General features: G+C 65.1%; 14 protein-coding genes. 6 read left to right on the top strand and 8 right to left on the bottom strand.

Annotated elements, in window-relative coordinates; translation table 11 throughout:
* Positions 1 to 509: 509 nt before the first annotated feature.
* Positions 510 to 1031: a DUF302 domain-containing protein gene (locus EB75_RS01885; RefSeq protein WP_073693793.1), complete on the top strand. Its 522-nt coding sequence runs from the start codon at positions 510 to 512 to the stop codon at positions 1029 to 1031.
* A gap of 122 nt (positions 1032 to 1153) precedes the next feature.
* Here EB75_RS01885 and EB75_RS01880 read toward each other — a convergent pair whose 3' ends face one another.
* From EB75_RS01880 to EB75_RS01855, 6 genes are all read right to left on the bottom strand, one after another.
* Entirely contained in the window at positions 1154 to 1417 is a 264-nt protein-coding gene (locus EB75_RS01880; RefSeq protein ID WP_073693792.1) for a hypothetical protein, read from the bottom strand.
* A gap of 54 nt (positions 1418 to 1471) precedes the next feature.
* Positions 1472 to 1897, bottom strand: a complete 426-nt coding sequence (locus EB75_RS01875; RefSeq protein WP_073693791.1) for a DUF4189 domain-containing protein — start codon at positions 1895 to 1897, stop codon at positions 1472 to 1474.
* Between the two features lie 83 nt (positions 1898 to 1980).
* Positions 1981 to 3900 (bottom strand): acyl-CoA dehydrogenase family protein, encoded by a 1920-nt coding sequence (locus tag EB75_RS01870; RefSeq protein WP_073693790.1) that lies wholly within the window; start codon positions 3898 to 3900, stop codon positions 1981 to 1983.
* 13 nt (positions 3901 to 3913) lie between these two features.
* Positions 3914 to 5224, bottom strand: a complete 1311-nt coding sequence (locus tag EB75_RS01865; protein WP_073693789.1) for a cytochrome P450 — start codon at positions 5222 to 5224, stop codon at positions 3914 to 3916.
* 7 nt (positions 5225 to 5231) lie between these two features.
* Positions 5232 to 7034 carry a peroxidase family protein gene (locus tag EB75_RS01860; RefSeq protein ID WP_064858893.1) on the bottom strand — a complete coding sequence of 601 codons (1803 nt, stop codon included), beginning with the start codon at positions 7032 to 7034 and terminating at the stop codon, positions 5232 to 5234.
* 58 nt (positions 7035 to 7092) lie between these two features.
* The gene (locus EB75_RS01855; protein ID WP_234789641.1) at positions 7093 to 7743 is read right to left on the bottom strand and encodes a hypothetical protein; all 651 of its coding nucleotides are present in this window, start codon (positions 7741 to 7743) and stop codon (positions 7093 to 7095) included.
* A gap of 182 nt (positions 7744 to 7925) precedes the next feature.
* Here EB75_RS01855 and EB75_RS01850 point away from each other — a divergent pair, with 182 nt between their 5' ends.
* Together EB75_RS01850 and EB75_RS01845 are read left to right on the top strand one after the other, a co-directional pair.
* The gene (locus tag EB75_RS01850; protein WP_073693788.1) at positions 7926 to 8558 is read left to right on the top strand and encodes a TetR/AcrR family transcriptional regulator; all 633 of its coding nucleotides are present in this window, start codon (positions 7926 to 7928) and stop codon (positions 8556 to 8558) included.
* A 98-nt stretch (positions 8559 to 8656) separates the two neighbouring features.
* Positions 8657 to 8866: a hypothetical protein gene (locus tag EB75_RS01845; RefSeq protein WP_142239372.1), complete on the top strand. Its 210-nt coding sequence runs from the start codon at positions 8657 to 8659 to the stop codon at positions 8864 to 8866.
* Positions 8867 to 8887: 21 nt separating this feature from the next.
* Here EB75_RS01845 and EB75_RS01840 read toward each other — a convergent pair whose 3' ends face one another.
* A complete protein-coding gene (locus tag EB75_RS01840) occupies positions 8888 to 9796 on the bottom strand; it encodes an AraC family transcriptional regulator (protein WP_073693786.1) in 909 nt (302 codons plus the stop codon).
* A gap of 35 nt (positions 9797 to 9831) precedes the next feature.
* Entirely contained in the window at positions 9832 to 10581 is a 750-nt protein-coding gene (locus tag EB75_RS01835) for an SDR family oxidoreductase (RefSeq protein WP_073693785.1), read from the bottom strand.
* Between the two features lie 242 nt (positions 10582 to 10823).
* Here EB75_RS01835 and EB75_RS01830 point away from each other — a divergent pair, with 242 nt between their 5' ends.
* From EB75_RS01830 to EB75_RS01820, 3 genes are read left to right on the top strand one after another with little or no spacing between them, the layout of a single operon-like run.
* A complete protein-coding gene (locus EB75_RS01830; protein ID WP_073693784.1) occupies positions 10824 to 11660 on the top strand; it encodes an ABC transporter permease in 837 nt (278 codons plus the stop codon).
* A gap of 10 nt (positions 11661 to 11670) precedes the next feature.
* Positions 11671 to 12423 carry an ABC transporter ATP-binding protein gene (locus EB75_RS01825; RefSeq protein ID WP_073693783.1) on the top strand — a complete coding sequence of 251 codons (753 nt, stop codon included), beginning with the start codon at positions 11671 to 11673 and terminating at the stop codon, positions 12421 to 12423.
* 12 nt (positions 12424 to 12435) lie between these two features.
* Entirely contained in the window at positions 12436 to 13461 is a 1026-nt protein-coding gene (locus EB75_RS01820; RefSeq protein ID WP_073693782.1) for an ABC transporter substrate-binding protein, read from the top strand.
* Positions 13462 to 13469 lie beyond the last annotated feature (8 nt).

The following is a 13469-nucleotide window of genomic DNA, read 5'->3' as shown; positions in this document are numbered from 1 at the left end:
CATCACTCCAGGTCAACGGCGGTACATCTACCCGTCGAACGATGTCGCTCATGGTAATCAGCGTGACCGGACCAGATGGGACAAACATCCGCAGAACTGCGTATCCGCCCTCCGATTGTTACGGCATCACATAGCAGGACTGCTCGCAGAGGGCACCGACAAATTTCGGCCCTCGAAAGCAGCCGGGCGAGAAGCCAGCCGCCCGCCGACGATGAGCTTATGCGCCTAGCTCACAACACATTTGACACACGAGCTCGGCCTCGGCGATCAACCTGCGAAAGTGACCTGCATCGTGTCCCCGCGAATACCAGGATCATCTCGGCCTCCCCATCCGGCCTCGACCCGGCGCAGAGTAGGTGTCAGGCCGCCACCCCCGGCGGCACCAGCGATAGGACCCCGCCAGATGACCATCGTCAAAGCACACTACAGCCGCCCCGAACTGCTCAGCTTGAACATCGACCACACGCCCCGGCCGCAGGTCCATCGCACCGACGTCGCGAAGGTCGATCATGACGACGAGTGAGGCTCAGGCGATTCCGTTCAGCGGAGTTCGGATGCGGTTCGACAGTGACAAGACGTTCGATGAACTGCGTGACGATCTGCTCGCCGATATCGGTGCAGAGCCCGCGCAGATAACCGGCCTCCGAGCATTGGCAGATCGCGACTGGAACGCGTTCGAAGCGGACGTCCAGCGCCAGGCCGGACCCAGCGATTTCATGTTGATGCACCTGATCGACCACACCTCGTGGCTCAGCACTGCGGGAGTAGACCGGAAGGCCTTGCGCGTCATCCTCGGCAATCCGCTCATCGCAATCACCATGATCAGACACGACCTGACGGCCGGGCTGTTCGCTCCCGTCGAGGTCCTGCTGACGGAAGTCGACGACAACCGGAGCGCCCTGACCTACGTCAAGCCGTCGTCGCTGATGGTTGTCGACGACAACCCACCGCTGCACGCCGCGGCACTGATTCTGGACGACAAACTCGCCGCCCTGGCCGAGAAGGTATCGAGCACCGGCGATGCACCGTGAGCTCGACCAGCGCGTCGGCTCTCCGTCGACACGTTCGATCTGGAGTCGTCAACTTTCGTTGACGGTCAAGGAAAGTTGACGGCTTCCGGCGAAACATGCCCAGAGAGAAAGCAGCACTCGACCTAACGGTGCCCGCCGCCACCGCCTCCACGGTTGATGACGCCGCCGGGGTAGAGGTACCACTCATCGTCGCCGAACGGGAACTCCTCGTTGTCCGCGATGACCGACGGCGAAGCGGCCGGCACCGACGTTTCGCCGCCGACCTCACTGCCCTGACAGACGGTGGCCGACGGGTCGCAGATATCGGCGTGTGCCGCCGGTGCGACGAGAATTCCCGCAGCCGCGCCTGCTGCCGCGAAAAGCGCCGCATTCTTCTTCAGATCCATGGCGGGTCCCTTTCGCCGTCCGCAACCGTATTGGACGACGCTACCCCGCCCGTGTCAGTGCTCGGTGCCGAGTGAGCAGAACGACAGGACGACGGTCGCGCCGAACGACGTCGACAGCCGGGCTTTCGTCTCGGCCTCCTTCTGCGTCTGGGCCACACCTGTGCCCCACATGAGGCTGTGGTTGAACGGGTTGGGACTCGTCGCGAGTGCGGCGCACTCGTTGTCGCCCCACACCACGATCCGGCAGTCGGTCCCGCCCTTGTTGAGGCAGTAACCCACCGCGTCGAACTTGGCCTGGTTCGCGTCCAACAGGCTCTGTGTGTAACCCCACTGCCCTGTCGCCGGTGAGAACGCGATGGCGAGGTACCTGTTGACTCCAGCGTTCGCCGGGCTCGCCGCGCCAAGTGCGCCGGCGACGGCTCCGGCGGCGACGAGCGCAGCTGCGACGGCTGAGCGACGGCGGACAGATACAGCGGTCATGATGTTCTCCTTGGCAGGTCGGAGCCCTCGTGGGCACCGTTCACTGACTAGGAGTGCTCAGTCATCGCAATCGGGACACTTTTTCAGATATCCGGGATGCGCTCCGGGTGCAGCATCTCGGCGTAGCGCAGTTGCTCGGGAATCCCGAACCCGTCGACCAACACCTCGGCGTACGGCCGCAGCTTGCGGCAGCGGTCGTTGATGCCGGCGGTGACGGCCTTCGCCCGGTCCATGGACAGGAAGCGGTGCTCGATGTACCAGGCCTTGTCTTCTTCGATCACCGACAGCGCATACAGGTCGCACACGAGGCCGAAGATCTCGCGGGCCTCGGGATCCGTGCACGCGTCGATACCGGCGGCGAACGACTCGAACACGATGCGGTCGATGTGCGCCGACGCCGCGTGCAGCACATGGTCCTGCACGGAGTTGAACGCCTCGAACGGGCTCATCTCCTTGGAGTTGGCCTGCAGGCGGCGGGCGACCGTCGACAGCAGATAGTCGGCCCGGTCCTCGAACATCTTCGCCTGGGTGCCGCGGTTGAAGAGGCTGCCCTCTTCCTCGTTGTCCTGGCGAGTGTCGAGCAGGTTCTGCAGGATGGTCTCGGTGCCGGTACTCCGACGCACCCGCTCGCGGGCCGTGCTGGTCGCGAACTTCACCCACTCGAATGGGCTCATGCCCTTGATGTCGTCGGCGTACTCGGTGAGCAGGTGCTTGGCCACCAACTGCGTCAAGACGTGGTTGTCGCCTTCGAAGGTGGTGAACACGTCGGTGTCCGCCTTGAGCGCGATGAGCCGGTTCTCCGCCAGATACCCTGCGCCGCCACAGGCTTCGCGGCACTCCTGGATGGCTTTGGTGGCGTGCCACGTCGCCGCGGCCTTCAGACCGGCGGCGCGCGCCTCGAGCTCACGCTGCACCTCACCGTCGGGTTCGGCTTCCTCCGTCAGATCGTGCAGGTCCGCCACCAACTCGTTCTGCGCGAACTGCAGTGCATAGGACTTCGCGATCAGCGGCAGCAGCCGACGCTGGTGCACCAGGTAGTCCATGATCAGGACTTCGTCATCCGTCTTCGGCGCCTCGAACTGCCTGCGCTGCAACGCATATCGAGTCGCGATATCCAATGCGACACGGGCGGCGGCTGCGGCACTGCCGCCGACCGTCACGCGTCCGCGGATCAGGGTGCCCAGCATGGTGAAGAACCGCCGGTTGGGGTTGTCGATGGGCGACGAGTAGGTGCCATCCTCCGCAACGTCGCCATAGCGGTTCAGCAGGTTCTCCCGCGGGATGCGCACATGGTCGAACTGGATGCGACCGTTGTCCACACCGGGCAGCCCGCCCTTGTAGTGACAGTCCGAGGTGCGGATGCCCGGTAGGTCGTTGCCGTACTCGTCGCGCAGCGGCACCATGAAACAGTGCACGCCCTGGCTCTCGCCGCCCGTGATCAGCTGTGCGAAAACCGCTGATACCTGGGCAGATTCAGCAGCGCCGCCGATGTAATCCTTGCGCGCCGTAGGTGTCGGAGAATCGATGACGAACTCCCCGGTCGCCGGGTCGTACGTGGCGGTCGTCTCCAGGGACTGCACGTCACTGCCGTGTCCGGTCTCGGTCATGCCGAAGCAGCCGACGAGGTCCAGGTCGATGGCCTTGCGCACGTACGCCTCGTGGTGACGTTCCGTGCCCAGGTTGTCGATGGCGCCGCCGAACAGGCCCCACTGCACGCCGGCCTTGACCATCAACGACAGGTCACTCATGGCCAGCATCTCGATACGGGCGATGGTGGCGCCCGCATCACCGTTGCCGCCGTGCCCCTTCGCGAAGGCGTCCTCGGCGGCGCCGCGCGACGCCATGTACTTCATCTGCTCGGTGACCTTGGCTCGGGCCACCGCGGTGTCCGGCGTGTAGTGCGGCTTGAACAGGTCAGCGGAAAGCTCTTGCCGAATACGGTCTTTCACCTCGCGCCACCGTCCGTCAAGGGCGTAGCGGAGATGTTCGGCGGTCGTCGTCACAAGGGTCCCCCAGCTAGCGTTCGATGCTGATGCCGTACAGGTCGATGCTGTGCGGCAGTGACTTCTGTGAGTTCAGCGTAGCGCCGCGCAGCACGGGAGTGGATCCGTCCAGTACGTGCGCCAGGAAGGCCTGCCCGAGGAACACCGACAGGCCCGCGCCCGGGCAGCCCTGTGGGCCGTGGCTGAAGAAGTTGTACGACCAGTCGCTTCCGGCGTCCCCGCTGACCCACTCACCCGGCGAGAACCGGTCGGCGTACGGGATCCGGTCACGGTTCCGGTGGTTGAACACGTTGTAGATGAGAACCTGCTTGCCTTCGGGCAGCACCGCCCCACTGGGAAACTCGATGTCCCGGGTTGCGACGCGGCCGAACAACCCCGTCGTCGGCCACAGCCGCATGGTGTCGAGCAGGCACCCGCCGAGGTATTTCAGCGACGCGATGCCCTGCCCCGAGTTGATGTCGGCCGCGGCCATCTCCGCCCGGACCTCGGTCAAGTTCTCCGAATGCGTGGACAGCACCGCCAGCGTGCGGAAAGCATTGGCCGCCAGGGTATCCCCCATCGCGAACAGCCAGTGGATCACCTGGCTCGCGGGGCTCGCGGTCTCCGGCGGAGTGGTCTCCCCGATGAGTGCGGCCAGACTGCCCGGTTCCGGGTCCGTCAGATAGGACTCGATGTGGGAAACGAATTCCGGATACCCCGGTGCCGGCTCGCCCGGCATCCCGTTGCCCGCGGACATCAGTTCGCTGAGCTGCGAGGTGAGCCGGGTGTCGTCGGCGGCCTTGTCACCGAAGACGACACACCGGGTCAGGCGCTGGAACGCCGCGTTCCACTCGGACCACTTCAGCGCCCCGGACCCGAGGCCGTCCACCGTCTGAGCCACCTTCTCGACGAAGGCCTGCGCCAACCGGTGTACCGGATGTCCGGTGTCCAGAACCGCTTCAGCGAACCGGCGACGGTCCTCCCACGGCTGCCCGCGGGAGATGGTCAGCGCGTCCGGCTGGAACGCCGCCATCCCCTCGCGTTTGGGCTTCGGATCGGAGGCGAACGGGTCGGGCGATCCGCCCAGCACGAACTCCAGATCATCGGGGTGGTGCACCAGCAGCGCCTCGTCGGCGACGACCCGAACGTAGAACGGGCCGGGACCGTAGCTGCGCACCATACCTTCGACGAGCTGGTATCCCAGGTAGTCGGAGCTCAGGCCAGATGCGATGCGGGTGGGCAACTCTCGCTTGTTGAACAGTCCCAGAAGGACGTTCGGCACACCGATCTGAGCGGTGAACCGAACGCCTTCGACGATTGACGCGTGCGGGAAATCGTCGGCCATGTGTCCGTCAGCCCCAGGGCAAGTAGGCGCGGACCGAGTCGGCCAGCTGCACCACCGGGTTCTTCTTGCCCGGCACCGGTGCACCCAACTTCGGCCATGGCGCGAACACCCGCTCGACGTCGCCGATCACCGGTTCCAGCTCCGGATAGTGGCGCAGCATGACGTCTTTCATGGTGTTGTTGTTCACCCAGTCGAACCCGACCTGCGTGTACACCTCGGGCTTGTAGTCGTTGGTGAAGAACCGGTCGCTCTTCAGTCGGCGCGACGCCATCAGGATGAAGATACGGAAAGCGGTGTCCGAGAAGCCGAAACCCTTCGGCGGCTGCTCGGCCTGCATGCCGATCTGCAGATCGACAGCGTCGACATCGCCGTTGTAGACCTCGTTGATCTCTCGCGCCCACTGCTTGTTCGGGGTGATGTCGTCGATGGTCTTGCGGCGCGGCATCCGCAGCGCTTCACGGAAGTCGTTGTAGCGCGGCACACCGCGCTCGCGGTCACGCACGATGTCGAGAGTGGCAAGGTCGGTGACCTGGCCGTCGACCCGGGTGAGGTTGCGCAGCGCGTTCGGGTAGTTGTGCAGGCACACGGCACCGGCGCTGGCCAGACCGAACGAATACCACATGTCGCCCATCTGGATCTTGTCCATGAAGCCACGCGTATGAACACCCTGAAGGTCGGTGAAGTCCGCCTTGACCAGGTGCTCGCCCGACTCCAGCGAGAAGAAGTTCCAGTCGTCCGGGATCAGCGGGTGCATGCGGTAAACGGAGACGAACTCCTCGGTCAGTGAGAACGGAGCCGTGTGGTGGTCCGTCGCCGACCCGATTATGCCCGAAATCGCCTCATTGTCGCTGATCCGGCCGAACTTCTCCTGGAACGTCTCGCCCAGCGCGCCGTACCAGTTCGCGTTCATACCGATCTGCAGCGCCGGATGCCGCAGCACGCACGGCGTCCACTCCACGGTGTGGATCTTGGCGATGAGTGCAGAGACGACGAGGACGGCGATCTCGAAGAGGCGCTGATCATCGAAGCTCGGGTAGGCCTTCTTGAGCGCGTCGCAGACCGCGTTGTGCTCGCGCGCGAACATGGTGTGCAGCAGGCCGGTGCCGACCCAGTAGTTCTCTTGCATGCCAGTCAGGTCGATGCCCTTGATGTCGCTCTCGGGCAGACGGCCGTTCGGGTCGACCTTCACCTTGCCGTCGACGAAGGTGCGGACCTGCGACTGGCGCTCCTTGCCACTGCCGTAGACCTGCGAGCCGTCCCACCAGTGCGTCTCGGCGTTGGCGAAAACAGGTGCGGGGCAACCATCGGCGATCTCGCCGCGCAGCGGGATGGTGCACCGGATCTTCATCGGGTTCTCGGGGAACTGGTCGTCGGCGCTCAGCGGGATGTCGATGGTCTTGTCGGGCACACCGTCGCCATGGAAGAACCAGTTGTGGTTCTCGAACTGCAGCCATGCAGCGGCCAGCGCGTTGATGATGCCGGCGGGCTTGAAGTCGTCGCGGGCCATCAGCTTGCGGCTGATGACGCGCGGGTCCGGCTTGAGCAGACGCTTGACGTCGGTGACGGTCATCGACAGCGGCACGTTGCGTCCGAAGCCGGTGCCCTTGGCACCCATGTGCGGATCCGCGAGGTCGTTCCAGGTGCCGTCAGGCTGACGGGCCCGACGCACTTCTTCGGTGGGCTGGCCGAGGTCATCGGCAGGACGCATCCCGTAGCTCTCGTACAGATTGTGCGCGCGAAGGTCATCGCGAGCCTTGGTGAGAGCGTTCAGCTGCAGGAGCAGAGACGGGTATTCGTGCCACTCAGTCATGTTGTTGCCGTTTCTTTTTCGAGTTAGTCGTTTAGGTGGGCTGTGAACGCGAGGTCTGTCAGCGCGGCGTGCGCAATGCGAAGTAGCCGATCTTGCTGTACTTGTCGGAGCCGGTGTTGAACAGAATCTTGCCGAGGTAGACACCGGGCACGAGCTGCACCAGTTCGTCCCGGATGCTCCGGATCACCAGGCGCGGGTTCGATTCAACGTTGGCGTAATCGATGACCATGACCTGACGATCGGGGTCGTCCTTACCGGCTTCCACGTAGGTCGCGAAGTCGAAGGCGAGTTTGCCGGATTCGGCATCACGCATCGAATACAGCGGCCACAGCAGCTTGCCAACCAGGCCAGTGCTCTTGGTCAGCCGATTGTCGCCGGTGCCGGCCTCCGAATCGAAGCGCTTGCCCTGCCACGGCATCCACAGGGCCGTAACAGCCCGCGTCACGGTATCGAGCGCAGGGTTCGTCGTCGTCATGACGAGAATGCCCTCCGTCGGGCCGTCCAGATCGACCGGCGGCGTACCCAGCCGGAAAAGATCGTTGAGCTGCGCTTCGGCAGCATCGGAGTCGTTGTCCGCCAGCTTGGACAGCTCGACGATCCAGCTCCACGCCGAATCAACCGCTCCCGGCTGCCCTTCCGCGACCGACTTCCGCAACCACGCCAACCTGTCGTCCGCAGCAGAGTCCGCCGCTGCTTGTTGTTCACTCATCGGCACCATTTCCGTCGAATTTCGAGTACTCGCGGAGCATGATAGTGACCTGCGCCATTCTTTGGAGGCATTTCAAGACGATCGTCCAAACTTTGCCACCCCGGGGCAGAAGTACCTGATCAGAGGAATAGACTTGGTATTCCCCGCCAGTTCACTGACACCTCATCTGCCACTGGAGCCCTGTGGATACCCCTTCGAGCCGCGTTGCAGGCCGACTGGCGGGCGCGCGTGGGCAAAAGTTCGCTGCGCGCCGTCAGGAGCTGGCCACCCAAGCCACCAGCGGACTTGCTGAACTGGGCTTCGCGCGCGCCAGCATGCGGGAGCTCGCCCAGCATTGCGAGATATCGCTCGGCGTTCTGCACTACTACTTCGACGACAAAGACGACCTCGTCATGTGCTGCGTGCGGCAGTACAAGGACCATTTCGTCGACCGCTACAACTCCATCGTCATCGACGGCAGCTCCGGGGCCGAGCTCAAAACTCGCATCAGCAGCGCGCTGAGCAACTCACTGCAGGAGTCGGCCGTCATGCACCGGCTCTGGTATGACCTGCGCACCCAGGCGCTCTTCGACGATCGATTCGCGGTGAGCATCAACGAGATCGACGACAGCCTGGCTGCGCTCACCTGGAAAGCGGTCACCGCGTACGCCGAGCTCACCGAGTCCCGCATCATCGTCACGCCCGCCATCGTCTACGCGACCGCGGACGGCCTGTTTCACCGCGCACTACGTGATCTGATCCACGGAGACGCTGCAGCGCCGCAACGGTTGGCGCACGAAATCGAGTCTGCGCTGGAGGATTTCGTCGGTCCCTGAGTCGGATGCTGACCCCTACCGCCTCCTACCGCGGGCGGACATCAAGATCAGCCTCGAGCCCGATGTCCGCCGCCCAGCTGATTCGTAGCGTCGAACGCATGACACACGCACACGTTCCGGCCCCCGCGGAGATGATGCGGGATTGGTTGCGCCACAGCGCTCAGCAGGTCGCCGAAGCGGTCTCGGCCGCCGGCACCTGGGTCCAGGGCCGCACCCATTGGCCTCAGCATCGTGCCGACTACTACCCACCACGCCGGGAGGCGTCGTTCGAGGAAGCCGCGATGGCACGCGAAATGTACCGACTCTGAAGCCTTTTCGATGTGCCCCGGTTACGCGCGTTGACGGTCCTGCCGGGCGAACTCGGCCGGCGAGCACCCCACCACGCGCGTGAAGGCGGCACTGAAGGCGCTCGCTGAGCCGTACCCGACCCGGGTGGCGACCGCCGACATCGACGGCCGCTCACCGAGCAGTAGCTCCTTGGCCCGTGCGACGCGCCATTCGGTGAGGTACTGCAGCGGCGGCATCCCGACGGTGCGGGAGAAGCGCTCAGCGAAAACCGCGCGGGACATCCCCGCCGTGCGCGCCAGCTTCTCGACCGTCCACTGGCCGGCCAGATCGGCATGCATCGCCCGGAGCGCGTGCGTGAGTGCCGGATCAGCCAGCCCCCCGAGCAACCCCCGCTCCACGGCGGCGTGTTCGGTCTCGAACCGCCACGTCTCGATGAGCAACACCTCGACCAGGCGCTCGAGAATGAGGTCCCGACACCGGTTCTGCTCGTCGGCCTCCTCGGCGATCAACTCGACGATGCGGCCCAGCCGGGACGCGCCGGGTGCGTCGCGCCTGATCAGAATCGCCGCCGGCAAAAGCCGTGCCACGAGTTCGGCGTTCGCCCTGTCGAATTGGAAATACCCACCCAGCATGCGCATGCTCGGGGCGCCGTCACCGTAGGTGGCATCGCGGTCGAGATCGATCGCCGTGTCCGTCGCGGGCAGGTCGAGGTCGCTGGCCAGGATGAAACTGGGCGTCTCCGGCAAGAGCAGGAAATCACCCTCGCGCAGTTCGACGGCGTCGCCGCCCTCCGGGATGAACCAGCACGTCCCTTCGAGCATCACGCAGAAGGACGGATCGGTGTATCGCGGCTTACGCACGCTCCAGCGCCCACCGCCTGCCACGACCTTCGACCGCACCCCACGCGACTGCAACAGCGCGACGATGAAATCGAGCGGGTCCGTTGCCATTTCGACACGGTACCCGCGACCGAGCGAGAGCGTGGCTACCGGCTCTGCGCAGCGACCAGCGCCAGCGCGTCGGGCCCCGCCGCGAACCGGAGTTGGCCCGACGTATCGGTCGCCGCCTGGTAGACGACCTCGGCCACGTCGGATGCCGTCGTGAAGACGTCCACATCGCCGAACGCCGCCATGACCGGCGCCGCGAAGTCCAGGTACGGCTCCGGAATCAGGCCATCCATGCGGCTGGCGCCGTTCGTCGTGAAGCTCGTGCCGGGCCCGTAACCGGGTTCGACGAGTTTGGCTGCCACACCGAAGAATTCGAGTTCCAGCGCCAGCGAGCCGGTGAACCCCTCGATCGCCGCCTTGCTCGCCGTGTACACCGCGGCCAGCGGCATCGGAGCCAAGGTCGTACTGGACGTCACGTTGACGATGACGCCGGAGCGTCGTTCCCGGAACTGCGGGACCACGGCCTGTGTCATCGCGATGACGCCGAAGGTGTTGGTCTCGAACACCTCCCGGGTCGTCGCCATCGGGGTGGCCTCGAACGCGCCGACCACACCGACGCCGGCGTTGTTCACCAGCACGTCGATTGGGCCGGCCGCGTCGATGGCGGCGGCGATGCTCTGTGGGTCCGTGACGTCAAGCGCCAGTACGCGGATGCGGTCCGAGTCCGGGAACAGATCGGCATGCGGAGTCCGCATGGTGGCGATGACGTTCCAGCCTTGCGAGTGGAAGTAGCGCGCGGTTTCGAGTCCGTAGCCGGAGGAACAACCAGTGATGAGTGCTGTCTTCATGCCTCAAAACCTAGGCAGGCCGGGCCCGACGATCAATGCGCTTTCGTCCGAGATCCATGCGTAATCGTCTGGAGAACCTCCCGGGCAGCCCGGTTGCCGGCTTCGATGGCCCCTCGATGTAGCCGCCTCGACGTTCCCGTGGAATCAGGGCGACGGTAAATCTTCACCTCCCGCAAGCGGCCTCCTACCTTCGGTGCCATGGCCTGTCTGCCTGACCTGTTGCCGTCGACGTGAGGAGCGTGATGACTACGCGCGAGGCCCCGGTGGCCGCAGTAACGCCGGTGGCCCCCGATACCGAACCCGTTGCGCCGCAATGGCGTAGCCGGGTCTACGCGCGGCGCTGGGAAATCATCCGCTGGCTGTCTCCAATTGCTGTGCTGCTGCTGTGGCAGGCCGGAAGCGCGTGGGGCCTCATTGATCCCGCCATCCTGCCCGCACCCCAGACCATCGCGGAGGCCGGCATCGAGCTGATCGGCAACGGTCAGCTCGCCGAGGCACTGCGCGTTTCGGGAATCCGCGCGGCCGAAGGCCTCTTCCTCGGCGGCATCATCGGCGCCGCACTCGGCGCCCTCGTGGGGTTCTCGAAGTGGGCGGACGCCACCGTGGACCCGACGATGCAGATGATCCGGGCCCTGCCTCACCTCGGCCTGATCCCGCTGTTCATCGTCTGGTTCGGCATCGGCGAACTACCCAAGGTGCTCATGGTGGCCTTGGGCGCCGCGTTCCCGCTGTACCTCAACACCTCGTCGGCGATTCGTCAGGTCGATCCGAAACTGTTCGAAACCGCTGCGGTGCTTGGGTTCTCACCCCTGCAGCGGCTGCGGACCGTCGTCATCCCCAGCGCTGCGCCCCAGGTCCTCGTCGGGCTGCGGCAATCCCTGGCCATCTCCTGGCTCACGCTCATCGTCGCCGAGCAGATCAATGCCGATTCCGGTGTCGGCTACCTCATCAACAACGCGCGCGACTTCCTGCGCATCGACGTGATCATCTTCGGGCTCGTTGTCTACGCGCTGCTCGGCATCGTCACCGACGGGCTGGTTCGCATCCTGGAGCGCCGGGCCCTGCGGTACCGACACTGAAAGGCATTTCATGACAACGCTTTACGAACTACCGTTAGAAAAGCGCGCCGTGTCCGAGCCACCCGCGGCAGAGCTGCATTCGGTATCCAAGTGGTACGGCCGCAACAGGGTGCTCGATGACGTCAGTCTTCGGGTGAACCGCGGCGAGATCGTCGCGCTGGTCGGGCGCAGCGGTTCCGGAAAGTCGACGGTGCTGCGGGTGCTTTCCGGGCTGGCCGACGAATACCATGGCCGGCGGGACGTGCAGGGCGCACCGGCCATCGCGTTCCAGGAGCCTCGGCTGTTCCCCTGGCGTTCTGTCCGCGACAACGTGCGCTATGGCCTGACTCGCACCAAACTGTCTCGCGCCGAAGCGCTTTCCCGCGCTGAACAGGCACTTGACGAGGTGGGGCTGGCCGACAAGGCGCAGGCCTGGCCCCTCACTTTGTCGGGCGGGCAGGCTCAGCGCGTGTCCCTGGCCCGGGCGCTGGTCGCCGAACCACAACTGCTGCTGCTCGACGAGCCGTTCGGCGCGCTGGATGCACTGACGCGGCTGTCGATGCACCGCCTGCTCCTGAACCTCTGGCGTCAGCACAGTTTCGGCGTACTGCTGGTGACGCACGACGTCGACGAGGCCATCGCCCTGGCCGACACCGTCGTGGTGCTCGAGCACGGCCAGGTCGCGCACACCCTGCGCATCGAAAACCCCCGCCAGCCCCACGGACTGCGGGACCGACGCACCGACGACTACCGCGCCGAGCTGCTCACGCAGCTGGGCGTCTGACAGGAGACGACAGTGAGACACTCAGCGATATCCCGCCTGCTCGCGATCGTGGCTGCCGGCGCCGTGCTCACCGCCTGCGTGTCCAGCCGCGACACCAAGAGCGATCTGGCTGTCCCGCAAACAGTTCCGTCGTCAGACCTGACCGGGCTGACGCTCCAGGTGGGCGATCAGAAGGGTGGCACCGAAGCGCTGCTGCGGGCCGCCGGGGAGCTGGACAACGTGCCCTACAAGGTCCAGTTCTCGACGTTCACCTCAGGACCACCCCAAGTCGAGGCCGCGACCGCGGGAAAGATCGACTTCGCTGTCACCGGCAATACGCCGCCGATCTTCGGCGCCGCGTCCGGCGCGAAAATCCGGGTGGTTTCGGCATATTCGAACAGCGCGACCGGCGACCAGATCCTCATTCCCGCTGATTCGCCCGTCCACTCCGTCGCCGAACTCCGCGGCAAGAAGGTGCTTGTCGGTAAGGGCAGCTCGGCGCACGGTCATCTTTTGCTCCAGCTTCAGAAAGCCGGTCTGACAGTCAAAGATATTCAGCTGGTCTTCCTGCAGCCTGCCGACGCCTTCACCGCCCTCAGTCAGGGGCAGGCCGATGCGTGGGCCATCTGGGATCCGTACACCGCCCTGGCGCAGAAGCAGCTCAAGGTACGCACCCTGGTCACCGCGCAGGATGTCACCAACGGCTACGGGTTCGGGATCGCCTCGACCGCCGCGCTACAGGACGCCAAACGCAACACCGCGCTCGCAGACCTCGTCCAGCGGATCGCCCGGGCGTCCCTCTGGGCGAAAGAACACCCCGACCTCTGGTACGAAAAGTACGCCGCGGCAATCGGAATCGATCCGCAGGTTGCCCGGGCCGCGCAGTCGCGAAGCCTGCGGCTGTCCACACCCATCAACGACGCGGTGATCGCGTCCGAGCAGCAGCTCGCCGACGTCTTCGAAACGTCCGGACAGATCGAGCACAAACCCAACTTCTCGCAATACGTCGACAACCGATTCAGTGACCAGCTGTCGCCGTTCTGGAACACCGCCAAGTAGGAGGCAAT

The organism is Mycobacterium sp. ST-F2, assembly GCF_001905655.1.
Lineage (GTDB): Bacteria > Actinomycetota > Actinomycetes > Mycobacteriales > Mycobacteriaceae > Mycobacterium.
Note: the sequence above shows the minus strand (reverse complement) of the source record. Positions and strands in the feature narration are given on the sequence as shown.